Annotated in this window: 19 protein-coding genes and 1 pseudogene; 10 read left to right on the top strand and 10 right to left on the bottom strand. The window is 61.8% G+C overall.

Annotation, left to right across the window (positions count from 1 at the left end):
- A partial coding sequence (locus ACF8MI_RS22825; protein ID WP_392492907.1) for an acetolactate synthase large subunit occupies positions 1-1,257 on the bottom strand: 1,257 nt, incomplete at its 3' end.
- Positions 1,258-1,427: 170 nt separating this feature from the next.
- On the opposite strand from ACF8MI_RS22825, the gene ACF8MI_RS22830 reads away from it, so the two are divergent.
- Positions 1,428-2,309 (top strand): LysR family transcriptional regulator, encoded by an 882-nt coding sequence (locus ACF8MI_RS22830; RefSeq protein ID WP_016714070.1) that lies wholly within the window; start codon positions 1,428-1,430, stop codon positions 2,307-2,309.
- 15 nt (positions 2,310-2,324) lie between these two features.
- On the opposite strand, the pseudogene ACF8MI_RS22835 reads toward ACF8MI_RS22830, so the two are convergent.
- Positions 2,325-2,443, bottom strand: a pseudogene (locus ACF8MI_RS22835) (alpha/beta hydrolase); the annotation flags it as partial.
- A gap of 254 nt (positions 2,444-2,697) precedes the next feature.
- Between ACF8MI_RS22835 and ACF8MI_RS22840 the strand changes: the two are divergent.
- On the top strand, positions 2,698-3,882 hold the full coding sequence (locus tag ACF8MI_RS22840) for an MFS transporter (protein WP_156866936.1): 1,185 nt from the start codon (positions 2,698-2,700) through the stop codon (positions 3,880-3,882).
- Between the two features lie 203 nt (positions 3,883-4,085).
- Complete coding sequence (locus ACF8MI_RS22845; protein WP_060499921.1) at positions 4,086-5,051, top strand: endonuclease; 966 nt, start codon at positions 4,086-4,088, stop codon at positions 5,049-5,051.
- 49 nt (positions 5,052-5,100) lie between these two features.
- Here ACF8MI_RS22845 and ACF8MI_RS22850 read toward each other — a convergent pair whose 3' ends face one another.
- The 8 genes from ACF8MI_RS22850 to ACF8MI_RS22885 all read right to left on the bottom strand — a co-directional run bounded on the left by ACF8MI_RS22850 (position 5,101) and on the right by ACF8MI_RS22885 (position 14,257).
- Complete coding sequence (locus ACF8MI_RS22850) at positions 5,101-6,075, bottom strand: D-glycerate dehydrogenase (protein ID WP_156866935.1); 975 nt, start codon at positions 6,073-6,075, stop codon at positions 5,101-5,103.
- Positions 6,076-6,085: 10 nt separating this feature from the next.
- A complete protein-coding gene (locus ACF8MI_RS22855; protein WP_156866934.1) occupies positions 6,086-7,378 on the bottom strand; it encodes an MFS transporter in 1,293 nt (430 codons plus the stop codon).
- A 58-nt stretch (positions 7,379-7,436) separates the two neighbouring features.
- Positions 7,437-8,387 carry a sugar kinase gene (locus ACF8MI_RS22860; protein WP_060499918.1) on the bottom strand — a complete coding sequence of 317 codons (951 nt, stop codon included), beginning with the start codon at positions 8,385-8,387 and terminating at the stop codon, positions 7,437-7,439.
- On the bottom strand, positions 8,380-9,153 hold the full coding sequence (locus tag ACF8MI_RS22865) for a sugar phosphate isomerase/epimerase (protein WP_104834696.1): 774 nt from the start codon (positions 9,151-9,153) through the stop codon (positions 8,380-8,382). The genes ACF8MI_RS22860 and ACF8MI_RS22865 overlap by 8 nt, the downstream gene beginning before the upstream one ends.
- 66 nt (positions 9,154-9,219) lie before the next feature.
- Positions 9,220-10,239: a transcriptional regulator PtxS gene (gene ptxS, locus ACF8MI_RS22870; RefSeq protein ID WP_200929369.1), complete on the bottom strand. Its 1,020-nt coding sequence runs from the start codon at positions 10,237-10,239 to the stop codon at positions 9,220-9,222.
- Between the two features lie 220 nt (positions 10,240-10,459).
- Positions 10,460-11,707, bottom strand: coding sequence for a cytochrome c (locus ACF8MI_RS22875; protein ID WP_060499915.1), 1,248 nt, complete (start codon positions 11,705-11,707; stop codon positions 10,460-10,462).
- A gap of 12 nt (positions 11,708-11,719) precedes the next feature.
- Positions 11,720-13,504, bottom strand: coding sequence for a GMC family oxidoreductase (locus ACF8MI_RS22880; RefSeq protein ID WP_060499914.1), 1,785 nt, complete (start codon positions 13,502-13,504; stop codon positions 11,720-11,722).
- A gap of 3 nt (positions 13,505-13,507) precedes the next feature.
- Complete coding sequence (locus ACF8MI_RS22885) at positions 13,508-14,257, bottom strand: gluconate 2-dehydrogenase subunit 3 family protein (RefSeq protein WP_060499913.1); 750 nt, start codon at positions 14,255-14,257, stop codon at positions 13,508-13,510.
- A 276-nt stretch (positions 14,258-14,533) separates the two neighbouring features.
- Between ACF8MI_RS22885 and ACF8MI_RS22890 the strand changes: the two genes are divergently transcribed.
- The 7 genes from ACF8MI_RS22890 to ACF8MI_RS22920 all read left to right on the top strand — a co-directional run bounded on the left by ACF8MI_RS22890 (position 14,534) and on the right by ACF8MI_RS22920 (position 24,040).
- Positions 14,534-15,223 (top strand): histidine phosphatase family protein, encoded by a 690-nt coding sequence (locus ACF8MI_RS22890; RefSeq protein ID WP_200929370.1) that lies wholly within the window; start codon positions 14,534-14,536, stop codon positions 15,221-15,223.
- A gap of 2 nt (positions 15,224-15,225) precedes the next feature.
- Positions 15,226-16,044 carry a phosphatase PAP2 family protein gene (locus tag ACF8MI_RS22895; protein WP_060499911.1) on the top strand — a complete coding sequence of 273 codons (819 nt, stop codon included), beginning with the start codon at positions 15,226-15,228 and terminating at the stop codon, positions 16,042-16,044.
- A 246-nt stretch (positions 16,045-16,290) separates the two neighbouring features.
- Positions 16,291-17,139: a type IVB secretion system protein IcmH/DotU gene (icmH, locus tag ACF8MI_RS22900; protein ID WP_060499910.1), complete on the top strand. Its 849-nt coding sequence runs from the start codon at positions 16,291-16,293 to the stop codon at positions 17,137-17,139.
- A gap of 13 nt (positions 17,140-17,152) precedes the next feature.
- A complete protein-coding gene (locus tag ACF8MI_RS22905) occupies positions 17,153-19,333 on the top strand; it encodes a type VI secretion system Vgr family protein (RefSeq protein ID WP_200929371.1) in 2,181 nt (726 codons plus the stop codon).
- A complete protein-coding gene (locus ACF8MI_RS22910; RefSeq protein WP_104834692.1) occupies positions 19,333-20,211 on the top strand; it encodes a DUF4123 domain-containing protein in 879 nt (292 codons plus the stop codon). The genes ACF8MI_RS22905 and ACF8MI_RS22910 overlap by 1 nt, the downstream gene beginning before the upstream one ends.
- Before the next feature lie 10 nt (positions 20,212-20,221).
- Positions 20,222-22,900, top strand: coding sequence for a T6SS effector BTH_I2691 family protein (locus ACF8MI_RS22915; RefSeq protein WP_200929372.1), 2,679 nt, complete (start codon positions 20,222-20,224; stop codon positions 22,898-22,900).
- Positions 22,901-24,040, top strand: coding sequence for a DUF6708 domain-containing protein (locus ACF8MI_RS22920; protein ID WP_164524558.1), 1,140 nt, complete (start codon positions 22,901-22,903; stop codon positions 24,038-24,040). It begins immediately after the preceding gene.

Genomic DNA, 24,040 nt, shown 5'->3' on the forward strand with positions numbered 1-24,040 from the left:
GTGTGCTGCCATGGCCGATGGCAGGCCGGCACCCATGGTCGCCAGGGCGTTGTCCAGCAGCACGGTGTTTGGCTTGTGCGCCTTGTAGTTACGGGCGAACCAGATCTTGTAGATGCCGTTGTCCAGGGCAACGATGCCTTCGGACGGCAGCACGCGACGGATGTCGGCAACCAGGCGCTGCGGGTAGACCGGGAAGCGGTTGTCGTCGGCGCCTTCGGCGATTTGCGCTTCGTTGGCTTCACGGATGGCCATCAGGCGAGTGAAGTCCCAGTGCGAGGTGTCGTTCAGCGCTTCGCTGATCTGCCACACGGCGTTGGCGATATCGCCGATCACTTCGACCTGCGGGAAGTACACGGCATCGACTTCGGCGGAACGGAAGTTGATGTGGATGACTTCGGTGCCACCACGCACCATGAAGAATGGCGGCTTCTCGATCACATCGTGGCCGATGTTGATGATCAGGTCGGCGGCTTCAACCGCACGATGCACAAAATCGCCGGACGACAGCGCGGCGTTGCCCAGGAAGCGTGGGTGGCGCTCGTCGACCACACCTTTACCCATCTGGGTGGTGATGAACGGGATGCCGGTCTTGTCGATCAGTTGCTTGAGAACCTTGGCGGTCATCTTGCGGTTGGCGCCAGCACCGATCACCAGGATCGGGTTACGGGCGTTGAGCAGCTTCTCGACGGCGGCTTCGATGGCCACATGCTCGGCCAGCGGGCGGCGGTGCAGGCTGCGCGGGATCGGCAGTGCATCGGTCTGCTCGGCGGCGATGTCTTCCGGCAGCTCCAGGTGTACCGCACCCGGCTTTTCTTCTTCGGCCAGCCGGAAGGCTTCGCGCATGCGTGACGGGATGTTGTCAGCCGAGGCGAACTGGTGGGTGTACTTGGTGATGGGGTCCATCATGCCGCACACGTCGATGATCTGGAAGCGGCCCTGCTTGGACTTCTTGATCGGCTTCTGGCCGGTGATCATCATCATCGGCATGCCGCCCAGGTAGGCGTAGGCACTGGCAGTAACCAGGTTGGTGGCGCCAGGGCCGAGGGTCGACAGGCTGACGCCGGTCTTGCCGGTCAGACGGCCATAGGTGGCGGCCATAAAGCCTGCAGACTGCTCGTGACGGGTCAGTACCAGCTTGATCTTCGACTTGCGCAGGGATTCGAGCAGGTCGAGGTTTTCCTCACCAGGAATGCCGAACACATACTCGACACCTTCGTTTTCCAGGCATTGCACAACGACATCGGCGGCCTTGGCCATTTGGGGTACTACCTCAAAATCTTTGTGGGATTGCAGCGTTATTCCACTGCGTGACTGAGATGTTGCAGGATGTCTCAGTGGCGCGCATCGTAGGCCCTCTGGTTAATAATAATAAATATATTGTTATGATGCTTAGCATCACAGCTTGTTATGAATGGTAGAACGCCTCAATGAACCTCAAGGCATTGCGCTGCTGCGTCGAGATCGTGCGCCAGGGCAGCTTCACCAAAGCCGCGCAGCACCTGCACATCGCCCAGCCGGCACTGAGCATGGCCGTAACCCGGCTGGAAGAAGAACTGGGCGTGACCCTGTTCAACCGCACCACGCGCAAAGTGATCCTCACCGCCGAAGGCGAACAGTTTCTGCCGCGCATTGCATCGGCCCTGCGTGAGATGGATGTCGCCCGGCAAGAACTGCGCGACATGGCCGACCTGAAACGCGGCGAAGTGCGTCTGGGTATTCCTCCGATGTTCGGCCTGCACTATGTGCCCGGCTTGATGAATGCCTTTCGCAAGCTGTACCCCGGCATTGCCATGACCGTGTTCGAAGGCAGTGCCGAGGACATTGGCCACCGCCTGGAACAGCGTGAGATCGACCTGGCACTGCTGGAATCCAGGCGCGTGCCGCCCGACAAGGAGTCGATCCTGCTGGGCAGTGACGAGATGCTGGCGTGCATGCACCCCGACCACGCCTATGCCGGCAAAGCCTTCCTCACGGCGGAAGACCTGCGCAATACCGACATGGTGGTGTTCGACCGAACGTTCGTGCAACGTCACCTGCTGGACGCGTTCTTCGCCGAACATGGCATTACTTACCAGGTGGCGCTGCAGAGCAACTTTGTCTCGCTGGTGGTGCAGGCCGCGCTGGACAACATGGGCGTGGCGACCCTGCTGCGCTCGGTACAGCAGCGCACACCCGGCATCGTCGGGGTGCCGTTCCGGCCAGCGCAGCTGATGAGCTTCCGCCTGTGCTGGCGGTCGGGGGAATACCTGTCGCTGGCCAGCAAGCGGTTCATCGATTTTGCCGCGCAGACACATTACCTGGAACGTTGAGGCCAGCCTGTTGCGGGGCTGTGGATGACTGACCAACACCTCCCCTTGGGTGGTCCGGCCGGATGGTCGATCAGCAGTTCGATCTGGCCGACCGGCCCATCGATCAGTAACGAGTTACGTGGTGTATCCGACATCGTTCTTGTCCATGCAAGCCAAATGAAAGGCGGGCCGGATGTCGGCGCACGCAAGCGGCAGTCTAAAAGAGCAGGCACAAGTATTGGAGTACGTTTGTACTCCTGCCGTCCACTCCGGTAAAAAATGGCTGTACGCAGAACCTGCCTGAACCCAACAGACGCGCGAGGAAGCCGGCCGGCTTTCTCGACGTTACGGCCGTAGATTGACTATGATCCCGCCTTGAACGTTTCAGCATGTTTCAGTAAGGATCCCGATGTCAGTCCAGGAACCCCCCCCTCTCCCCAGCACAACCACCGTCGCCAAGATGGAAGCCGCCATGGCGTTGGGCAGCTTCGCCATCGGCACCGGCGAGTTCGCCATCATGGGCCTGATGCCCGACATCGCCAACAACCTGCAATTGAGCGAGCCGCAGGTGGGCCACGCCATCAGCGCCTATGCACTGGGGGTGATGGTTGGCGCACCGACACTGGCGATTCTGGGTGCCAGACTGCTGCGCAAGCACATGTTGTTGCTGTTGATGCTGCTGTATGCGCTGGGCAACCTGGCAACGGCCTTTGCCCCCTCGTTCAGCGGCCTGGTCGCCTTCCGCTTCATCAGCGGCCTGCCCCACGGCGCCTACTTCGGCATTGCCGCAGTGGTGGCCTCGAGCATGGTGGCGAAGGACCACCGAGCGGGTGCCGTTGCCCGGGTGATGATGGGCTTGACCTTGGCCATGTTGCTGGGCAACCCGGTGGCCACCTTCCTGGGCCAGTACTTCGGCTGGCGTTCGGCATTCGTGCTGGTCGGCGCGATTGCCCTGTGCACCATCGCCCTGGTGTGGCGCTTCGTGCCCCAGCGCCACGACGAAGTCCGCAGCGACCCGTGCAAGGAGCTGCAAGCCTTCGCCCTCCCACAGGTATGGATGGCGCTGGCCATCGCTTCGATCGGCTTTGCCGGCATGTTCTGTGTATTCAGCTACCTGGCACCGACCATGCTGCAAGTAACCCAGGTGTCACCACAGTGGATTCCGTTCGGCCTGGCGGCGTTCGGCGTGGGCGGTATCGTCGGCAACATCGCGGGCGGCAATCTGTTTGATCGCCTGCAGTTCCGCGCGGTGGGGCTGGTGCTGGTGTGGTCGATTGCCGTACTGCTGTTCTTCACCTTCGCCGCCCAGGCGCTGTGGAGCCTGCTGTTGGGAATCGGCCTGGTGGGTACCATGATCGCCCTGGCAGCGCCGCTGCAGATCCGCCTGATGGACATTGCCCATGAAGCACCCAGCCTGGCAGCGGCATCGAACCATGCGGCGTTCAACCTGGCCAATGCATTGGGGCCGTGGCTGGGTGGCATGGCGATTACCGCAGGCATGGGCTGGACAAGTACCGGCTTCATTGGCGCGGCGACGGCACTGGTCGGGTTGGGGATTTATCTGGTGGCACGACGGATGAAAGGCGGCCATTGAAATACCCGCGCCCACCGGGTGCGCGAAACGCTGACTGGCGGGGTGATACGCCGGCACTGCGCTCGTTGCTGGCCACAGAGTTGCAGATGCTGGAGCGTTATGGCCAGCGATGACCCAGGCCGACCCCTGGTGTGGCTCCGCGAGCTGGCCAGCCCCGGGGAAACCATTACAATGCGCGCCCCATCCTGAAATATGTTTTTCTCATGAAATCACTGCTTTACGCCGTAACCTTACTGTTTTCCTTTACCCTACCCGCCTTGGCCAACCCGCCGGCAACCTTCACCGAAGCCAAGGTGGTGGCCAAGGAGAAGGTGTACCTGGACCAGGCCAGCAGCGCCATGGGCGACCTGTACTGCGGTTGCAAGTGGACCTGGGTGGGCAAGTCCGGCGGGCGCATCGATGCAGCCTCGTGTGGTTACCAGACCCGCAAGCAGCAGAACCGCGCCGAGCGTACCGAGTGGGAACACATCGTGCCCGCCTACACCTTCGGCAACCAGCGTCAGTGCTGGAAAAACGGCGGCCGCGAGCACTGTGTGGACAACGACCCGGTGTTTCGTGCCATGGAAGCCGACCTGTTCAACCTGTACCCGGCAGTGGGCGAGGTGAATGGTGACCGCAGCAACTTCAACTACGGCATGGTTGCCGGCAATGCCGGCGAATACGGCCAGTGCACCACCAAGGTCGATTTCGTCCAGCGCGCTGCAGAGCCGCGTGATGAAGTGAAAGGTCTGGTGGCGCGTACCACGTTCTACATGTTCGACCGCTACCAACTAAGCATGTCGCGCCAGCAGCAACAGCTGTTGATGGCGTGGGACAAGCAGCACCCGGTGTCGGCCTGGGAAAAAGAACGCGACCGCCGGATTGCCGCGATCATGGGCCATGCCAACCCGTTCGTGAGTGGAGAACGCAAATGGACTGCCGACTACAAGCCGGCGGGCAGTGGTGTGGTGCAAGCGGTGCCGGCTAAAGCGACCAAGGCACAGGCCAAACCGAGCCTGGCCAGCGCCGAGTCAGTCGGGGCTGTGCTTGGCAACCGCAACAGCCATGTGTATCACCTGTCTGTTGGCTGCCCGGGCTACAACCAGGTAGCCGCGAAGAACCAGGTGACCTTCGCCACCGAGGGTGAGGCGCAGGCTGCGGGCTATCGCAAAGCCGGTAATTGCCGATAAGTGCCCGCTCAGCTGCACAGCAACGGGGCCGTATGGCAGCCCCTTGCTCTCACGACCTGCACACCCCATTCACCAGGTTCGCCGGCCGTTCGCCGGCCAGCGCGCTGAGCAGGTTGTCTACCGCGCAACGCGCCATGGCCTGGCGTGTCTCCTGGGTTGCCGAGCCGATGTGGGGAGTCGCTACCACGTTATCCAGCTGCAGCAGCGGCGAATCTGTGGACAGCGGCTCCTGCACGAATACATCCAGCCCCGCACCCCGTATGCGCTTGGCCCGCAGCGCATCGACCAGCGCAGGCTCATCCACCACACGCCCTCGCGAGATGTTCACCAGGATCGCCTCAGGCTTCATCAGCGCCAGCTCCCGGGCGCCAATCAGGCCTTCGGTGCTGGCACTCAGCGGCACGGTCAGGCACACGAAGTCTGCCTGCTGCAACAACTCATCCAGGCTGCACTGGCGCGCGGCATAGCGCGCCTCCACCTCGGGCTTGGGCCGCTGGCTTTGGTAAAGCACGCGCATCCCGAAGCCGGCAGCCGCTCGCCGGGCCAAGGCCTCGCCGATGCGGCCCATGCCGATGATGCCCAGTGTCTTGCCATGCACGTCACAGCCAAAATGCGCCGGCCCCAGGTTGGCCTGCCAGTGGCCTTCACGTACCCAGTTCGCCAATTCCACCACCCGCCTGGCAGTGGCCAGGATTAAGGCAAACCCCGTATCGGCAGTGGTCTCGGTCAGCACGTCGGGCGTGTTGGTCAGCATCACGCCGCGCCGGCTGAGCTCGGCAATGTCATAGTTGTCCACGCCGACCGATACGCTGGACACCACTTCCAGCTGCGGCGCCAGGTCGAGCAGGCTGGCATCCAGGCGCAGGCTGGCACCCAGCAAGCCATGCGCGCCCGGCAACGCGTCGCGCAGGCGGGCCAGGCCGTCGGGCCGGGCGGTATCCACCCAGGTGACCTCGACGCGATCTTGCAGGCGGGTCATCAAGTCGTCAGACAGGCGTTTATACAGGACGATTCGCTTCTTCATTGCAGGTTTCCTAAGGGTTCATGGCCAGCCGCGTGCTGTTGCGCTTGGCCCGGCCGGATGTCTGTGACGTATTGAGTGCGGCGGTAAGCGCCACGGCGGTCAGCAACGCGCCGCACATGAACAGGTAAGAAGCGCCCGGCCCGCCGGTGGCGCCATTGAGGTAGCCCACCAGCCACGAGCCGCCGAACGAACCCAGCGCGCCCATGCTGTTGATCAGCGCCATGGCCCCGCCTGCGACGTTCGCCGGCAGGATCTCGGGCACGATTGCGAAGAACGGGCCATAGGGTGCATACATGCAGGCGCCGGCCAGCACCAGCAACGCGTACGACAGCCAGAAATGCTCACTGCCCAAGGCGTACGAGCCATAGAACGCCACCGCGGCCACCAACAGCGGCGGCCAGACAAAGCGCTTTCGCTTTTGCAGGCGGTCCGACGCCCAGGACACGCCCACCATCGCCAGTACCGCCGCCAGGTACGGCACCGAGGCCAGCCAGCCGGCCTGCACGATATCGACATTGGCCGCCTGCTTGAGGATCGACGGCAGCCACAGCACAAAGCCATAGACGCCGATGCTCCAGCAGAAGTACTGCAGCGCCAGGATGATTACCTGCGGCGAACGGAACGCTTCGCGGTAGTTCTTCACAGGCTTGATGCCCTGCTGCTCGGCAGCCAGTACCTGCTGCAGGGCTTCTTTTTCCTGCTCGCTCAGCCAGTTCACCTGGGCCGGGCGGTCGTCGACCAAGCGCCACCAGAAGAACGCCCAGATCACGGCTGGCAGGCCTTCGATGATGAACATCCAGCGCCAGTCGTAATGCTTGATGAGGTAACCCGACACCACCGACATCCACAGAATGGTCACCGGGTTGCCCAGCATCAGGAAGGTATTGGCACGCGAACGCTCGGCACGGGTAAACCAATGGCACAGGTACACCAGCATCGCCGGCATGACGGCGGCCTCCACCACCCCGAGCAGGAAGCGGATGCCAATCAGCATGTAGACGTTGCTGACCATGCCCGTGAGTGTGGCAAGGCCACCCCAGAGGATCAGGCAGACGAAAATCAGCTTCTTCACACTGCGCTTTTCGGCGTAGATGGCGCCAGGTACCTGGAAGAAGAAGTAACCGAGGAAGAACAGTGCGCCCAGCAGCGAAGACAGCACCGGGGTGATGTGCAGGTCTTCGGCCATGCCGGACGCGGCAGCGAAACCGTAATTGGCGCGGTCCAGATACGCCAGGCTGTAAGTGACGAACACAATCGGGATGATGTACCACCAGCGGCGAGGTGCCAGGCTTTGGCTTTGCATGGTTTGTTTCTCCTGAGCTTGTTGTTTTTGTTGCAACAGGTGATTCGGGGTTAAGAGGTCACGCGCTTCTGCGCAGGTCGAAGGCCTCCAGCTCGTGGCGCAGCGGCAGCCCTTCCATGTCGCCTCGTGACTGCACGGCACGGCTGCCGCACCAGTTGCCGCGCGCCACCGCCTCGGCCACTGCGCGGCCCTCCAGCAGCGCGCTGAGCACGCCGACGGCAAAGGCATCACCGGCGCCGACGGTGTCCACGACACGGCTGACGGGCACGGCTGCTACCTGGCCTTCCCCTTTGGCACTGCGCAAGTAGGCACCGGCGTCGCCCAGCTTGACCACCACCAACTCAACCCCTTGGTCGAGGTAGAACGCGGCGATATCTGCCGGGGTGTGCCGGCCGGTCAGCAACCGGCCCTCTTCCAGGCCCGGTAAAACCCAGTCGGCCTTGACCGCCAGGGCATTGATTTCGCGCACCATGGTGTTTTGATCAGGCCATAACGAGGGGCGCAGGTTGGGGTCGAACGAGATGCTGCGACCGGCTGCATGCATGGCGTCAACCAACGCGTGGGACAGAGCCCGGCAGCTGTCCGACAGCGCCAGCGGAATGCCAGTGGCGTGCAGGTGACGCGCTTGCAACAGTTCTGCACGTAGCCGTTCGGGTGACAACTTGCTGGCCGCCGAACCACGGCGGAAGTACTCCACAGCCGGGTCGCTGCCGTCATCGCAGCGGGCCTTGAGCTGAAAGCCCGTAGGGCAGTGGCTATCCACTTCCACGCCGGAGCAGTCCAGGCCTTCGCGTTGCAGGCTGTCGAGCACGAAACGGCCCAGTGAATCGTCACCGACCCGGCTCAACCAGCGCACATTGAACCCCAGCCGCGCCAGGCCGATCGCCACATTGCTGTCTGCGCCGGCAATGCGCTTGCCAAACTGGCCGACACTGGCCAGGTCGCCGGTTTGCTCGGCAACGAACATGGCCATGGTTTCACCAAAACACAGCACGTCATGCTCATGCATGGGCCACCTCCGCACCCAGCGCAGACAGGCTACGCACCTGGGCACGGGTCAGCGCCAGCAGGTCGTCGCCAACCAGGGGGTATTCGACAGCGCGCACCACGCCGGGGGCGAACTCGGCCATCAGCGTTGCCCATACTTGCAGGTCAGCTGCTTGCGGCGGTATGGCAACCCGTCGGCCATCGGCCCGGCGCTCCACAGCCTTGCAATGCACATAGCGCACCCAGCGGCCCAGTTGACGCGCGGCTTGCCTTGCAGACTCGTCTTGCCATTGCCAGTTGCCAATATCGAAGGTCATGCCCAGGCGCAGCCCAAGCGGGTCGGCATGCCGGAAGAACTGCAGCAGGGGTTCGATCCTGCCACCGTGTTCCGTCTGGTCGTTTTCCACCAGCAACAGCGGCCCTTCTGCGGGCAGTAGCGCTGCCAGGGCGGCGACATCGCAACGTGCGTTGAAGTGCCCCAGGGACACCTTGAGCGCTACCGCGCCAAACGCACGGGCGAGCGCCAGCTTCTGCACCACAAGCGGGTCGGGTACGCCTTGCGCGGTCCACAACTCCAGGGGTGTCGAGTACAGGCATTCCAGGCGCAATGCGGCAATGACAGCACCCAGCGCTGTCGCGTCCGGCGCACTGGCAAACAGTTCTTCGCGCAACTCCACACGGCTAACGCCAGCGGCTGCCAGCAGGTCAAGGAACTGCTCCTGACCACGTTGCCGCACGAAGTCGGCGCCGTAGCTGGAGAGGCTGATGGAAACGGGGTTCGTGTGCATTGTTCTTGTCCTTATGAAACCGGTTTCATTTTTAGTCGACAGCAGCAGGCGCCAGCCTGCCGTTGCTTATTGGGGTTGGGTTGAACCTCGGATGATCAGCTCGGCCTTGAAGTCGATGCGCCGGGCCGCCCCGCTGTCGCCACGCAGGCGGCCAAGCAGGCTTTCGAAAGCCGCCACACCGATACGCTCGGTGGGTTGCGCCAGTGCAGTGATGCCATTACCGACCAAGGGGTACCAGTCAAGGTCGTCGAGGGCGATCAGCCCGACGTCGGCAAACAGGTTGCGCCCGGCTTCGTGCAAGGCCCGGGTCACTGCCAGGGTTGCAACGCCGTTGAAGGTGAAGATGGCTTGCGGGCCATGGCCACGGCTGGTCAGGAATGACGCCAGTTGCCCCTCCAGCCCGGCATCGATTTCCAGCACCTGCTGGCGCATGCCGGCACGACCGCTGACCGACGTGCTGAATGCCTGCACCCGCTCCAGGCGTGAGCTGGTGCCATCGAGGGGTTCGCTGACCGCCAAAATATCGCGGTAGCCCTGTGCCTGCAGGTGGTCGAGGGCCTGCTCGACCGCATCGGCATTGTCCAGGCCAACCAGGTCGACATTCAGCTCGGGCAATTGGCGATCGACCAGCACCATGGGGATGTCACGCTGCAGGTTGAGCAGTTCGCCGGGGTGATGGCCAAGGGTGTTCACGATCAGCCCTTCGACGTTGTAGCTCTGCAGGGCCACCAGGTGGTGACGCTCCTGCTCGTCGTCGCGGTTGGTGTTGCACACCACCAGGCTGTAACCGTGCTGACGGCAGGCGGTTTCCACGCCATGCATCACGGCCACTGAATAGGGGTTGAGAATATCGGCTACCAGCATGCCGATCAGTCGCGTCTGGCCGCGCTTGAGGCCTCGGGCCATCTGGTTGGGGCGATAGCCAAGCCGCTCGATGACTTCTTCCAGGCGCTTGGCCGTGGCGTCGGCCAGCAACTGACGGTCACCACCGATGTAACGGGAAACGGTGGCTTTTGAAACGCCAGCGACACGCGCTACTTCGCTGATGGTGACCCGTTCGCGGGCATGGGCAGGCGCGTCGGTCATAGGCAGTCCTTATGATTGTTGTGGTTGCGATGAAACCGGTTTCAATACAGCAAAACTGCGGCAGTTCGTCAACCTTCCGTTGGTCGGCAATGTTGAAACAAACATAATATTCGAGGTTAGATAAGTAAATTAACTGATTGATGCAAATGCAATTTCAACCAAAAAACTGTGGGAACGGGTTCACCCGCTCCCACAGTGGATCTGGGTGCAGCTAGAGGAGTCAGCGAAGCGACTTCACATCACCGGCCGTGACGGCGCTTCCCTGGTTGCCCCAGCTGCTCCTGATGAAATTCACCACCTCGGCAACCTCCTGGTCGCTCAGGCGCCAGCCAAACGCCGGCATGGTGAAATTCGAAGGCGCCGTGTGCGTCGCCGGTACCGTGCCCCCTGCCAACACCACATGGATCAGCGACGTGGCATCCGCCGTCTGCACCACCGGGTTGCCGGCCAAAGCCGGGAACACGCGGGTGTAACCCTGGCCATCGGTACGGTGGCAGGCTGCGCAATTGTCGATGTACACCGCCGCCCCTGGCTTGCTGTCATCGCCCTTCCACAGCGCATCTGCCACCTGCTTGTCATAGACGTGCGGCCGGTCTTCAGGGTTGCTCGGCGGCAGGGTCTTCAGGTAACGGGCGATCGCGGTCAGGTCGGCATCGCTCAGGTACTGCATGCTGTGCTCGACCACGTCGCTCATGCCACCGAACACGGCGCTGCGATCACTGCGCCCAGTCTTGAGAAACTGCACCAGCTGCGCTTCGCTCCAGCTGCCCAGGCCGTCCTTGTGGTCGCCACGCAGGTTCTTGGCAATCCAGCCTTCCAGCGGAGCGCTGCCGGCCAGAAACTGCTCGCCATCTGCCGGGCTCAGCGCCTTTTCCTGCATGGTCAGCGCCCGCGGTGTATGGCAGGCACCACAGTGGCCAAGGCCCTCGACCAGGTACGCACCACGGTTCACCACCGGGTCGGCAGCAGCCATTGCCTGCCACGGCTTGGCCTCGGGCGCGAAAAGGCCGCGCCAGGCAGCCAGCGGCCAGCGCATACTCAGCGGCCAGGGGATGTCGCTGGCCTTGTTCGCCTGTTCGACGGGCACCACGCCCTTCATGAAGTAGGCGTACAGCGCCTGCATGTCTTGCTCGCTGACGCGCGCATAAGACGGGTATGGCATGGCTGGGTATAGGGTGCTGCCGTCCTTGCGGATGCCCTTGCGCACGGCCTGGTCGAAGTCTTCGAAGCTGTACTGGCCAATGCCGCTGGCCGCCGGGGTGATGTTGGTGGAGTACACCGTGCCGATCGGCGTTTCCATCGGCAGCCCGCCAGCGAAGGGCTGGCCGCCCTTGGCGGTATGGCAGGCCACACAGTCACCGGCACGGGCCAGGTACTCGCCCTGGCGCACCTGGGCATCATCATTCGCGGTGGCTTGCACAGCCGTCGTGGCCCCGAGCAGCAGGGTTGCGATCAACATTGTCTTCATGCTCATCGCTCCTCAAGCCTGGACCAGCGGGCCGGGGTTTTTCAGGTACTGCTCGCGGATGGCGCGGGCCGACCAGTAGGTCAACGCGGCCACCAGCCCGGTCGGGTTGTACCCCAGGCCCTGAGGGAACGCCGAAGCGCCCGGGACAAACACGTTATGCACGTCCCAGCTTTGCAGGTAACGGTTCAGTGCGCTGGTCTTGGGGTCGGTGCCCATGATCGCGCCGCCGTTCAGGTGGGTGGTCTGATAGCTGGCGGTGTTGAAGTGGTCTTTGACCTTCTTGCCCAGTACCGCAATGGACTTGGGATTCATCGCCTGGGCGATCTTGCTCAGCTTGTCGACCATGAACTGGTTCATCCTGATGTCGTTTTCCTGCCAGTCAAAGGTCATGCGCAGCAGCGGTTGGCCATAGGCGTCGCGGTAAGTCGGGTCCAGGTCCAGGTAATTGCCGCGGTACGACTGGTGGGCGCCATGGGCGTCCATCGATACCTGGTGGGTGTAGTAGTCGGCAGTGGCTTTCTTCCACGCGCTGCCCCATGCCGGCGTGCCCGGCGGGTTGGCGGTGCCGGCAATCGGCCGGCTGCCAGCCTGGTTCACCCACATCGGTGAGCCGCCGACGAAGCCGTGCGGGCCATGGTCGAAGTTGTCGGCGTTGAAATCGTCGATGGCGATGCCGTTGCCACCCGCGCCGATGAAATTATTGGTGTAGGTGTCCTTGTCGAAGAACGCCTTGACCGTGCCCATGTTCTGATAGGCAAAGTTACGCCCGACCACGCCTTCGTTCTTCACCGGGTCGTAAGGCTTGCCAATGCCGGAAAGCAGCATCAAGCGAACGTTATTGAACTGGAACGCCGCCAGGATCACCAACTCCGCAGGCTGCTCTACCTCGCGCCCCTGGGCATCGATGTAGGTGACGCCGGTGGCCTTGCGCTTGCTGTCGTCCAGGTTCACCCGCAGCACATGGGCATTGGGCCGCAGCTCGAAGTTGGGCACTTGGCGCAGCGCCGGCAAAATATTCACGTTGGGCGAGGCTTTGGAGTACATGTAGCACACGTACCCGCTGCAAAAACCACAGAAGTTGCACGGCCCCATCTGTGCCCCGTAAGGGTTGGTGTATGGCCCGGAGGTGTTGGCCGATGGCAGGTTGTAAGGCTTGTAGCCCAAGCTGGTGGCGGCCTTTTCGAACAACCTGGCCGACACCACGTTCTTCTGCGCAGGCAGCGGGAACGGGCTCGATCGGTCCGGCGCATAGGGGTTGCCGCCCTTCCCTTCGCCCACGACCTGGCCGTTGACGGTCCAGGCCTGGCCAGAGGTGCCGAACACCTTCTCAGCGAAGTCGAAGTACGGCTCCAGCTCCTCGTAAGTGACGCCAAAGTCCTGGATGGTCATGTCGTCGGGGATGAACTTTCGCCCGTATCGCTCTTCGTAATGGCTGCGCATGCGCAACTCGACCGGGTCTACCCGAAAGTGCACACCCGACCAATGCAAGCCCGCGCCGCCCACACCCTTGCCCGGCAAGAAAGCGCCGAGCTGACGATTGGGCAGTGCCACATCGTTCATGCTGTGGCGGACAGTGACGGTTTCTTTAGACACGTCGACGAACAGCTTCTTGCGCACGCTGTAGGTCAACTCGTCGATCACCTGCGGGTAGCTGCCTTCCGGGTAGGTGTCCTGCATCGGCCCACGTTCCAGCGCCACCACCTGCAGCCCGGCCTCGGTCAGTTCCTTGGCCATGATCGCACCGGCCCAGCCGAAGCCGACGATCACCGCATCCACTTTGTTCAACACAGTCGCCATGCCTCAGGCCCTCTCGCCGCGGATCGATACAGCCGGGAACGGGTAAGGCTCGTTGCGCTCGACCCAGTCCATGAAGTCGGCGCGGGCGCCGGGGAAGCCGATCTGGGTCCAGCCGACCATGCCTTTGTTGCCGCCATGGATCGGGTCGCAGAAAAACCCTTCGCGGGTGTTCTGCACCAGCAAGCTGAAAAACACCTTGGCCGGCACGGTGTCGAAAACCAGCTCTCCGGCCTCGATCTTGCCGAGAATACGGTCTCGGGTAGCGCTATCTTGCTCAGCAAAAACTTGCCCGGAATTGGCCTTGCACCAGCCGTCCACGGCAGCGATGCCCAGGCGGTAGATTTGCTGCGGGCTGAGCTGCAACTGATAGCCCAGCTCTGGCGCTGCGTCGGCGTTGAAAGGGCCTTGCATGTACCACTGTGCGCCAGTGGCGTACGGCGTGTTCATCTGCCGGTCGATGAATTCGGCAGCGCCGGCTTCCAGCGCGCCGGGGCCAAGCTCGTCGGCCGGAATGATGCGGGACACGGCGGCTTGCAGAAACGCCCACTCTTCGGCGCTGAAAAATGTCGGCTGATAGTTACCCGCCGGTGGCGTGGCCGGCACTTTCGCTGGCTGTTGCTGCGGTTGCGGGGCCGCAAGCAGTTGGCTGGCACCCACGCCCAGCCCTGTGCTGGCCACGGTAACGACAGGGATCAGGGTCAAGGTCTTGCGCAGAAAATCCCTGCGCGGGTTGTCTGGGGCATGCTCAGGCATTGGGAATCCTCATCGGCTTTGGGGCGGCCTTGATAAGCGCCATCTGATTTTCATTGGAGAGGTGATCTTGATAGGCCATCAAGAAGACAGCCGAATAATCTAGCGCGTTCAGAAATGTTTTGAAACCGGTTTCATGGTTGACTTCTCATCTCTGCAGCAACGCTAGAGATCTGTCGGGCCAAGGCATTTTTCACATCTGCCTCACTCTCTACCGACATCCTGCTACCTACAGTGCCGACGCTCTCGTAATGGAGCGAGCTGACTGGAGTGGCAAACATGCTGCAAAGCGTTATCGACAAATCCCCCGCCTCACACCGTGTGCAGGTATACCGGTTACCTTGGGGTACAGCGCTATTCGCAGTCTTGTGCCTGCTGTTCATCCTGGGCGTGGCAGCAGCCTGGGCGCATGCCCGCACGGCCGTCCCCAACCTGAGCAACCCGCACCACCTGCAACGCAGTGCGCTGGAGGCCGCTTGGGCAAAAGGCTCGGTGATTGTGGTGCTGCGCCATGCCGAACGCTGCGACCGGTCCAGAGGTGCCTGCCTGGGCGACCCCACCGGCATTACGGTTGCGGGCAGCCAGGTGGCCGCCGCTGTAGGCCAAAGCCTGCAACACCTTGGCCTGGCGTCATCCGACGTGTGGAGCAGCCCGGAGGTGCGCACCCGACAAACCGCACAAGCCATGTTTGGTAAAACCGTTGCCACGCAAGGCTGGCTTAACCAGTGTGACGGGCACTTTGCCGATAACGCCTTTGGCCACAAGCGGGCCGGCCACAACCTCGTGCTGGTCAGCCACAGCGGTTGCCTGGAGCAGCTGGAGCAAGCGCTCCAGGTGCCCGCCAGCGCGACGTCGAACAGCTATGCCAGTGCCCTGTTCATCACCCAGGGCAGCGATGGCAAGACAACGCTGCTGGGCCAGATGGCTGCCAGTGAATGGCGCAAACTCGTTGATGCCAAGGAAATGTGAACATGCCCTCCCGCGCCGCGTTCTACCGCAATAACCTGCTACTGCCGCTGTTGCTGGCCGCTATCGTGTTCATGGCATTCGACCTCACCGAGCTCGATCGCTGGATCAGCAACCTGCTGCTCGACCCCGCCACCGGTCAGTTCCCGCTGCTGCACAATCAGTGGTTCGAGAAGGTCACCCACAAGTGGCCGCGCATCCTGCCGGACTGGACAGGTGAACTGGCCGTCATCGGCAGCTTGCTGTCGTTCATCTGGCCGCGCCTGGCCAACCGCCCCCAACTGGGCCTGACCCGGGCGCTGGAAAAAGCCCGTATCGCACCCGTGCTGCGCTTCACCACCCAACACCGGCGCGACTTGCTGTTCGTGGTTGTGGCGTTTGCCCTGAGCACGACCGTGATTCATTACCTGAAAAGCCATACCAGTGTGTATTGCCCGGTGGAGACCACACTGTATGGCGGTACGCAGGCCCGCGTTGAATGGTTCGAGAACTTCTCCTGGTGGAACAAGGCCGGCGATGGCCGCTGCTGGCCGGGCGGCCATGCCTCCAGCGGGTTTACCTTGCTGGCGCTGTATTTCGTGGCATTGCGTCATCGCTGGGCACAGGCGCGCAAGTTGCTGGCGGTCATTCTGCTGATCGGGTTCGTGTATGGCACAACACGGGTACTGCAGGGCTGGCACTATATGTCGCATACATTCTGGGCGGGGATCTTTGTCTGGCTGACAACCTGGGTAACGGCGTTGTTCTTCTATGGCCGCACCGCGTTGCAGGCGTCAGAACACAGCCCGGTCATTCATGAAGCTGCCATGGCGCAGCCCTTGTAGAGCGGCCTTGTCTCCCAGCCACGGGGATAGTGGAATCTGACAGGCACCTGTCATCCACTTAGTTGCTAATAATACTTGTAAAATAAAACTTAGCGAAACTTCCTACAGCGCTTTAGGAAGTTTCAATCTCCCCTGCCTATTGAATCCTCGTTAGTCTTCAGGCTTTCGCAAGATACTTGTGCGCGACCGCATGGAAAGTGCGGGGTCATTGCGTGAGCCTGATCTGTTAACTGACGAGGATTAAGGATGTCCAGACAGTCCGACGGCACTGACAAGCCTGTGCCCGCCATGAAAAAGCCAATTCTGCTCGAGGATATAGAGGCTGTCCAGGAGCCTCACAGCGGGGCAGGCCCTGAACACGCCACGGAACCGCTCGGCTACCCCGCCGACCCGCAGTTCCAGCTACGCGGCGGCTTTGAGAACCTGATGCTCGACGCCGCCACCCCGCTGTTCGGCCTGGCCATTCGCCTGAACACACTGGATGACCTGCCCAACATCGCCTACGTGCACAAGACCGTGCAGAACCAGGTCCGCAACATCCGCGAAGAAATCCGGCAGCACGGCTACCCCGTTGCCCAGCAGGAAGTCTACTCCTACGCCCTGTGTCTGTTCCTGGACGAGGCCGTGATGAGCCGCCCCTGGGGCAACAATTCGTGCTGGAGCCACGAGCCCCTGCTCAGCATCTTCCACGACGAAACCCAGGGCGGCGAAAAAATCTTCGTGCTGCTCGAGCGGGTCATGCAGTCGCCCAAGGAATTCCAGGATGTACTGGAGTTCCTGTACTTCTGCATTTGCCTGGGCCTGCGCGGCAAGCACGCCCTCGACCCCAAGTGTGACGACATCATCAAGGCCCTGATCTCGCGCATGCACAAGGTCATCCGCGAACTGCGCGGTCCCACCCCCGAAGCCGTCTGCGATCCCTACACCAACGTCGTCCATCGCCCCTACCGCGGGCGGCGCTGGGAGTGGCCCTGGTGGAGCCCGCTGGTGCTCTCGGCCATCGCCATGGTCTGCACCTACAGCTACTACAGCTACCGCCTCGACCTGATCACCGCCGAAGTCCTGCAATCGCTCGACGCCATCTTGCAGCAGTAGTGGGGGACGCCACATGCCTAGCCAAACCGATTTGCGTTTTACCTTCCAGCCGCTGGTTGGCCGCAGCGAGTTTGAGGTGGTGTCGTTCGAGTTGGACGAGGCCATCAGCACGCCATTCCAGTTGCAGCTGGAACTGATCAGCTTCGAAGACGATGTCGACTTCGGCCAGTTGCTCGACAAGCCGGTGCTGTTCACGATCTGGCGTGGTGAGCGCCCGCTGCGCTATGTGCATGGGCTGGTCAGCACCTTCAGCCAGGGCGAAACGGGCTTTCACCGCACCCGTTACCGGGCTCTGGTCGAACCCGTGCTGGCCCGCGCGGGGCTGCGCTCGAACTGGCGCATCTTCCAGCAGAAAACCGTGCCACAGATTCTGCAGATCATGCTCGAGCGCCAGGGCATCACCGGCTACACGCTGAAGAGCATCGACAAACACGAGGTGCGCGAGTTTTGCGTGCAGGCCGGTGAAACCGACCTCGACTTCATCGCCCGCCTGGCTGCCGAAGAGGGCTTCGTCTACCGCTTCGAACACACGCCCAAAGGCCACACGCTGATCATCACCGACCGGTTGCTGGCGCTGGGGCAGATTAGCCGGGGCGCCATTCAGGCCGACGATGATGACGGCGGCTTCTTCGAGCCGGACGACATCGACCCCAACCAGGTGCTGTACCATGCCACCAGCGGCGGCAATCAGCCCAGGCCTTGCCTGCGCCGCCTGCGCTACAGCGAACAGGTGCGTACCGCCCGCCAGGTGCAGCGCGACTACACCTTCACCCACCCGGCGTACCGCCTGGAACAGCGTGCGCAGGGCAACGACCTGACGCACCAGTCCACCGCCTACGAACGCTTCGACTGTCCCGGTCGTTACAAGCGTGAGGCGGTCGGCGTACCCTTCACCGCCACCCGCATCACCGCCCTGCGCCATGACGCCCGTATGGCCGAGGTGGAAGGCGACGATGTACGCCTGCAACCGGGCCTGAGTTTCACCCTGATCGAGCACCCGCGCGAAGACCTGAACCTGCATTGGCGGGTCAACCGCGTGCACCACGAAGGCGTCCAGTTCACCAGCTTGCAAGAGGAAGCCGCAGCTGCCCGGCAAGGCACACGCTACAAGCAGGACGCCGTGCTGGTCCCCGGCAGAACCGAATGGCGGCCGGCCCCGTTGCCCCGGCCGCGCATCGACGGGCCGCACATGGCCACGGTGGTCGGGCCGAAGGGCGAAGAAATCTACTGCGACCAATGGGGCCGGGTGAAAGTCAGCTTCCCGTGGGACCGTGAAAGCCAGAACAACGAGTTCAGCTCCTGCTGGGTACGCGTGTCGCAGGGCTGGGCCGGTGGCAGTTGGGGCTCGATGGCCATTCCGCGCATCGGCCAGGACGTGATCATCCAGTACGTCAACGGCGACCCGGACCAGCCGATGATCACCGGGCGCACCTACTGCGGTGATCAGTTACCGCCCTACGACCTGCCCGAACACAAGACACGCATGACCATCAAGAGCCAGACCCATAAAGGTGATGGTTACAACGAACTGCGTTTCGAGGACGAACTGGGCAAAGAGGAAGTGTTCATCCATGCCCAGCGGGACCAGAACAACATCGTCAAGCACGACGAGACCACGCAGGTGGGCAACGATCGCACCGAACGCGTCGAACGGGACGAAACGATTTCGATTGGGCAGGACCGTCTTGAAGACGTTGCCCGGAACGAGACCGTAAGCATCGGCCAGAACCGGACACATGAAGTTGGCAATGACGACAGCCTGAGCATTGGCCGCACCCACACCATCACCACAGGCAAGGACCGAATCGAACACGTCGGCAATCACCGGCAGGACCTCACCAAGGCCAACCACACGGTAGAGATCGGTGGCCATCTAGAACAAGTCGTGGCCGGTCACAGCACATTGCAGACCGGCGAGGGTATTCGGCATACCACCAAGGTTTACGACATCCAGGTCAGCGAAAGCCTGACGATCAGAAGCCCGGCAGGTCTTCTGCGAATCGACGGCGCCGGCATCACGCTGGACGGCCTTGCGCTGGACTTCAAGGGGCCGATCAGCCAGCAGGCCAAGGGCAGCCAGCGCATGACTGCCACTGCGGGCGTACCTGAGCCTGGGGAGCCGATTTGTCTGAGTTGCTTGCTCAAAGCCATCGCCGACGGCCACAACATGATTCCCATGGAGGGTGCCAGCTGATGCCCAGCCCATTTATCAGAGCAATGGTAGAAGTGCTACGCACATCCGACCGCTATCGCCTAAGTGCCGTCGTTGAAATGGCCAACCTTTCACCCCGGGCCCGGGAAACGCTGACCCAACATTACACGGGGCGCTGCTGGCCTTTGTTGCAACAAGCTCAATTCAGCAATTTACGCGCGGTAGGCCCCTGGTTGTTCGGCTCCAGGCCAGGTTCCGATGTCTCAGGCCAGTACGATTTCCAGTGGCAGCTGGAGCAACGTGCAACGGGTGCGGTGAGTGGCTGGATCGTCAGCGCGCTGCCAGCCGCCCAGCTTGTACAGCACTTGAGCCAAGCCAACTCCGTTACCGGGCCGGATGGCCACGCTTACCTGTTGCGCTACCACACCGCAGCCGTCCTGCAAGTGTTGGATACCTGCCGCGAGTTGCCTGGCGTGGCCGAGTGGTTGGCGCCCATTCATTGCTGGTGGGCCCCGGTGGCGCATCCGCACAAGAGGTTGTGGGTGCAAATCGCTGGCGGCGACCAGCCTCGCATGATCCCTGTCCCGCCCATCACCCTGAGCGAAGACTGCTGGGCAGCCTTGGCCGGCGACCCGCTGAGCTATCAACTTGCCGAAATGCTGAAGCACGAGCCGTCCTGCCCGGCCTTGACGGCTGTCTGCCACGGTACGCGGGTTGAGCTGATTCAACACCACATGAATCAGGCCCGTGAACAAGGGCTGGACCGCGAGCAGGACTTGATCAGCTATGTGCTGATGATGGCCCGCAACGGTGAACAACTATCTGAAACGCCTGCCTGGCAAGACGCAATCGCGGCTACCCGCACGCAGCAAACACCCCTGATCGACAACGTGCAGCGATGCTTGCACGCCAAGGACTGAGGTACACAACATGGACTCGCTTACCGAAACCCTTGAGCTGTGCCGGCGCATCACCACCGGCTACCGCCCTGCCCTGCGCAACAGCCCGGTCGCCGACTGCACCCGTCGCTTCGAGCTGCTGCCCCTGCGCTACGCCGCTGTGGGCGGCAACCCGGCACAACGCGCCCGCCTGCCCAAACTGCCGGGTTATCTCAGCCCGTTCCAGGACGTGGGCGAGATGACCCACTCCAGCTACGCTATCCGCCCCTTGCGTGAAGGTTTTCTTTACCTGCTGATCAAGCGCCACAGCGCAGATGCCTACGAATGGCACAGCCAGTACCGCGTGGCACCCAACGGGTCACTGCAGTACATCAGCGCCGACGCACCGTGGGCGCCCGCTCCCCTCACTGGTAATCTGGATGAGATCATCCGCAGCTTCGGCTGGACCATCACCCTCTACGACCTCGACGACATCCAGGAACTGCGTCCGCTGTTCAGCCCTTCCCCCCTCACCCCGCGCCTGCTCGACAACTACCGCCTGCTCGAAGACGAATACCGCAACAGCCTGCCCGCCATTGATATCGCCCGCTTCATCCAGCCCTCCGACGCCCCGCCGCAGCCCCATGTGCTCAAGCACGACCAACTGAACTGGGTAGCCGACTTCAAGGCCCGGGACGATGCCGACCTGCAGGCGCTGCTGGACCGGCAACCCTTCAACAACGACCAGATCGTCTCACCCCACGCCTCACGCCAGGCCCTGGCGCCGCCAGTGAACCAGACCAAACCCCGTGGCGCCGCCATCGTGATCGAAGACGCCATCGGCATTACCCAGGAGCTCAACGCCTGGCGCAATGCCGCGGTCGATGATGTGAAAACGAAATGGCTGGAACGCACCGTGGAACCCGGCGTGGACAACGAGCGCAAGCTGCTGGTGGCGCAATCGTTTCTGGAGATCGAAAAGCTCTACCCGCAGATGGTGACCGAGCAGATCGTCAAGCGCGAAGTCATGGCCGAGAAAGTGCGCAACCAGCCTCACCTGCATGCGGAGATCTACGCTTTTTCCGAACGGGCCAGGCAGCAAGCCGACGCCCATGACGAACGCATGAAGCCGCACATGGCGCAGTTCGAGCGCGACATCCGCGCCAAGGTCCAGGCGCGCCAGGACGCCGGCGAATTCAGCAAGAAGTTCGACCAGAAATACGGCCACCTGGTAGACCGCCAGGCCATGCACGATCAGCTCGACGCGTTCGAGCAGGCCATGCAACAGGCCCAGCAAGCCGCCGAAGACCGCGCCAAGGACCACGCCCGCTGGGTGATCAGCGAACGCTTGCTGCAAGCCCTGGACCGCTATGACAACGTCGACCTGATCAGCGGCCTGGCCTTTGCCGAGCAGACCGGCCAGTGCGTGATCGGCATGGAACTGAGTGACTGGGGCACGAAAGTGCTGGACCACTGGTGGCGCAGTGACGTGGCGGACCGGGGCAACCTGGCGATGCGCGGCATCAGCTACAACCAGGACGACATCCGGGAAGAGCTGGCGGCGCTGATTGAGGCCGCCAAGGCGGAACCGCCCTCGGAGTTCAACTACACGCTGGCCGAAGGCCTTGCCAAGCGCGCACACGCGGCAACGAATGCCTTCGGGCGTATCAACTCGCTGTACGAGGAACTGCAAAAGCAGAACAACAGCGCCAGCATCGGCTTGTATGGATGGTTCGTCGCGCTTGGGCGACAGGTCCTGCGTAGCGGAGCCCCGAACAGTGCAGACCGAGCGTTGCACCATGGCCTGCGCCTGGCGTTGTTTGCTTCGGTACATGAAACCGCTGTCGACGTACGCCTGAGTGAAGCTGCACGTAGCGGGCAACCGATTAGTTCTCAACGCAGCGGTGGCCAGATTGCACGCTTTCTGGACCAGGCCTGGGCTGAAAGCCTGATGCAGGCAGACGGCAAGAAAAGTGACTTCTACAAAGTGCGTGCCGCCAGCTTGGTCTGCCTGCTGGAAGGCATGCTGATGGCATTCAAGGCTCGCGAACTGCCCGACAGTGATGCGCGGGTGAAGACTGAACTGTTGGCGGCCGCGATGACCACGGCAGCGGCAGGCTTTGAAGTCGGAGCCAGCTATGTGGACCAGGTGGTAGCCCGATACGGCGCTAAGAGTGTGACCGGGAAAGGGGCAGCAGCGACATTGGGAAGGTTGAAACTATGGGGCGCTGGATTGGCGGGTATCGGAGGTTCGCTGCTAGCGTGGTGGGATTTCACTGATTCAGTTGAGCATTTCAATAGTAGCCAGAGTGGCGCTTCCAAGCAGGCTGAAAAAAAATCCAGACTCTTAGCCGCTACGTATTTTGTAAGAGGGATGGCCACAATAACCCTTTCGCTGGCAGAGTTAGGGACAGCAGTTGCGATTGCAAAGCCTCTCTTCGACTACCTCTCTCAAAATGCCAAAACCAAGCTGGCAAGGATGGTATCCACGTCCTTGGGAGCGATCGCAGAAAAACTCGGCACACAAGCTGCTCGTTTATTACTCGCTCGTCTAATTCTTGGCACTTTCTGGGTCAGCCTGGCTCTGACTGTAATAATTTACATATTTGAGGACGATGCTTTGGAAAAGTGGTGCAAGCGCAGCACGTTCCGCCTTGCAAAAAACTCAAAGCCTTTTGAAGATCTTGAAGAACTGAAGACCCTGCACTCGGCATTCAGCGAGGTATTGTAAATGTATTTGATCGAATGGGGTTTTTGGAGAATGACCAAAGAGTCCAAGGCTGAGCGAGAAGCATATGAAGCAGAACTGACATCGAAAGAAAAGCGCGGAAATAAAGACTTCTATGAGGGCGATTTGCAGGAAGAAATGCATTTCCAGTCCGTCAGTGAAAAGCCTTGCGCAAGAGGCCCCGTGTTCGCTTTTAACGACATCTTCTTGGAAGTTCGCTGTGGCGGTTCAGAAGAAAAACGTGGTCTAATTACGCTCGCAACGCTCGGCGCTATCGCCCCGGCCATTGCTGTCGGACTATACATCACCCTTGGTTTTATATGGATGGATATTACGGATCCTGAGGGGCGATCCGTAGTCACGCTCCTCAGCACAGTTATAATGCTCTCAGTTTCCTCGACCATACTCTACCTTTACTCGAAGTATGGAATTCATCTAACCCGACTGGAAATGCTTACGAGCCGCCACCTACTCATTCGCTTCAATCGAGTAACTCAACAAGTTTACCTCCATAGACCGAAATACTGTGGCGGAATCGTAACCTTCCCATGGAGAACAACCGGAAGTACTGCCATTGACCCAGAAGATGACTCACTCAGCGTGGGCATGCGACTCGGCCTGGTCTGGCACCCCAGCCGCACGGGCCTCCCGCATATGGAGATGGCCCTGCTCGGCAAACAAGGCCAAGGCGGCAGTGAACTCCGCGACGAGTGGGAGTTCATCCGGCGCTACATGGAAGAAGGCCCGCACGCCGTCCCCCGCCCTCGCCTGAGTACCCAGCTACCCTCACCCATCCAGGCCTTCAGCGCCCAGTTCGAAGGCCTTGGCCGCTTCTTCCGCAAGAGCAGCTGGCTGTTCAAAGTCGTCCTGCTCATGGTCTGGCCCGCCTTCGTCATCGTAGGTACCGGCCATTGGCTCAGCCTGCTGCTGTGCTGGCGACCACGCTGGCCAAAGGTGATCCGCGAGGCAGGTATGCCTGGCAAACCCGTTCCACCGGTGACGACCCTCAGCGACTACCCGCCCGCCATTCAAGAGCGCCTGCTCGCCAACGCAGATCGCTGGCAGCTCAAGCCTGGCAAGCGTCCGGAGAAAAAACCACGCAAACCGCGTACGGCGAAGTCAAAGGGTGCTCCGACCCCATGA

The organism is Pseudomonas sp. yb_9, assembly GCF_043103635.1.
Lineage (GTDB): Bacteria > Pseudomonadota > Gammaproteobacteria > Pseudomonadales > Pseudomonadaceae > Aquipseudomonas > Aquipseudomonas monteilii.

What these genes read in the sequence shown, in the direction of transcription:
- ACF8MI_RS22830 (WP_016714070.1), top strand. Translation starts at nt 1,428, where the DNA reads ATGAACCTCAAGGCATTGCGCTGCTGCGTCGAGATCGTGCGCCAGGGC.
- ACF8MI_RS22840 (WP_156866936.1), top strand. Translation starts at nt 2,698, where the DNA reads ATGTCAGTCCAGGAACCCCCCCCTCTCCCCAGCACAACCACCGTCGCC.
- ACF8MI_RS22845 (WP_060499921.1), top strand. Translation starts at nt 4,086, where the DNA reads ATGAAATCACTGCTTTACGCCGTAACCTTACTGTTTTCCTTTACCCTA.
- ACF8MI_RS22850 (WP_156866935.1), bottom strand. Translation starts at nt 6,075, where the DNA reads ATGAAGAAGCGAATCGTCCTGTATAAACGCCTGTCTGACGACTTGATG.
- ACF8MI_RS22855 (WP_156866934.1), bottom strand. Translation starts at nt 7,378, where the DNA reads ATGCAAAGCCAAAGCCTGGCACCTCGCCGCTGGTGGTACATCATCCCG.
- ACF8MI_RS22860 (WP_060499918.1), bottom strand. Translation starts at nt 8,387, where the DNA reads ATGCATGAGCATGACGTGCTGTGTTTTGGTGAAACCATGGCCATGTTC.
- ACF8MI_RS22865 (WP_104834696.1), bottom strand. Translation starts at nt 9,153, where the DNA reads ATGCACACGAACCCCGTTTCCATCAGCCTCTCCAGCTACGGCGCCGAC.
- ptxS (WP_200929369.1), bottom strand. Translation starts at nt 10,239, where the DNA reads ATGACCGACGCGCCTGCCCATGCCCGCGAACGGGTCACCATCAGCGAA.
- ACF8MI_RS22875 (WP_060499915.1), bottom strand. Translation starts at nt 11,707, where the DNA reads ATGAAGACAATGTTGATCGCAACCCTGCTGCTCGGGGCCACGACGGCT.
- ACF8MI_RS22880 (WP_060499914.1), bottom strand. Translation starts at nt 13,504, where the DNA reads ATGGCGACTGTGTTGAACAAAGTGGATGCGGTGATCGTCGGCTTCGGC.
- ACF8MI_RS22885 (WP_060499913.1), bottom strand. Translation starts at nt 14,257, where the DNA reads ATGCCTGAGCATGCCCCAGACAACCCGCGCAGGGATTTTCTGCGCAAG.
- ACF8MI_RS22890 (WP_200929370.1), top strand. Translation starts at nt 14,534, where the DNA reads ATGCTGCAAAGCGTTATCGACAAATCCCCCGCCTCACACCGTGTGCAG.
- ACF8MI_RS22895 (WP_060499911.1), top strand. Translation starts at nt 15,226, where the DNA reads ATGCCCTCCCGCGCCGCGTTCTACCGCAATAACCTGCTACTGCCGCTG.
- icmH (WP_060499910.1), top strand. Translation starts at nt 16,291, where the DNA reads ATGTCCAGACAGTCCGACGGCACTGACAAGCCTGTGCCCGCCATGAAA.
- ACF8MI_RS22905 (WP_200929371.1), top strand. Translation starts at nt 17,153, where the DNA reads ATGCCTAGCCAAACCGATTTGCGTTTTACCTTCCAGCCGCTGGTTGGC.
- ACF8MI_RS22910 (WP_104834692.1), top strand. Translation starts at nt 19,333, where the DNA reads ATGCCCAGCCCATTTATCAGAGCAATGGTAGAAGTGCTACGCACATCC.
- ACF8MI_RS22915 (WP_200929372.1), top strand. Translation starts at nt 20,222, where the DNA reads ATGGACTCGCTTACCGAAACCCTTGAGCTGTGCCGGCGCATCACCACC.
- ACF8MI_RS22920 (WP_164524558.1), top strand. Translation starts at nt 22,901, where the DNA reads ATGTATTTGATCGAATGGGGTTTTTGGAGAATGACCAAAGAGTCCAAG.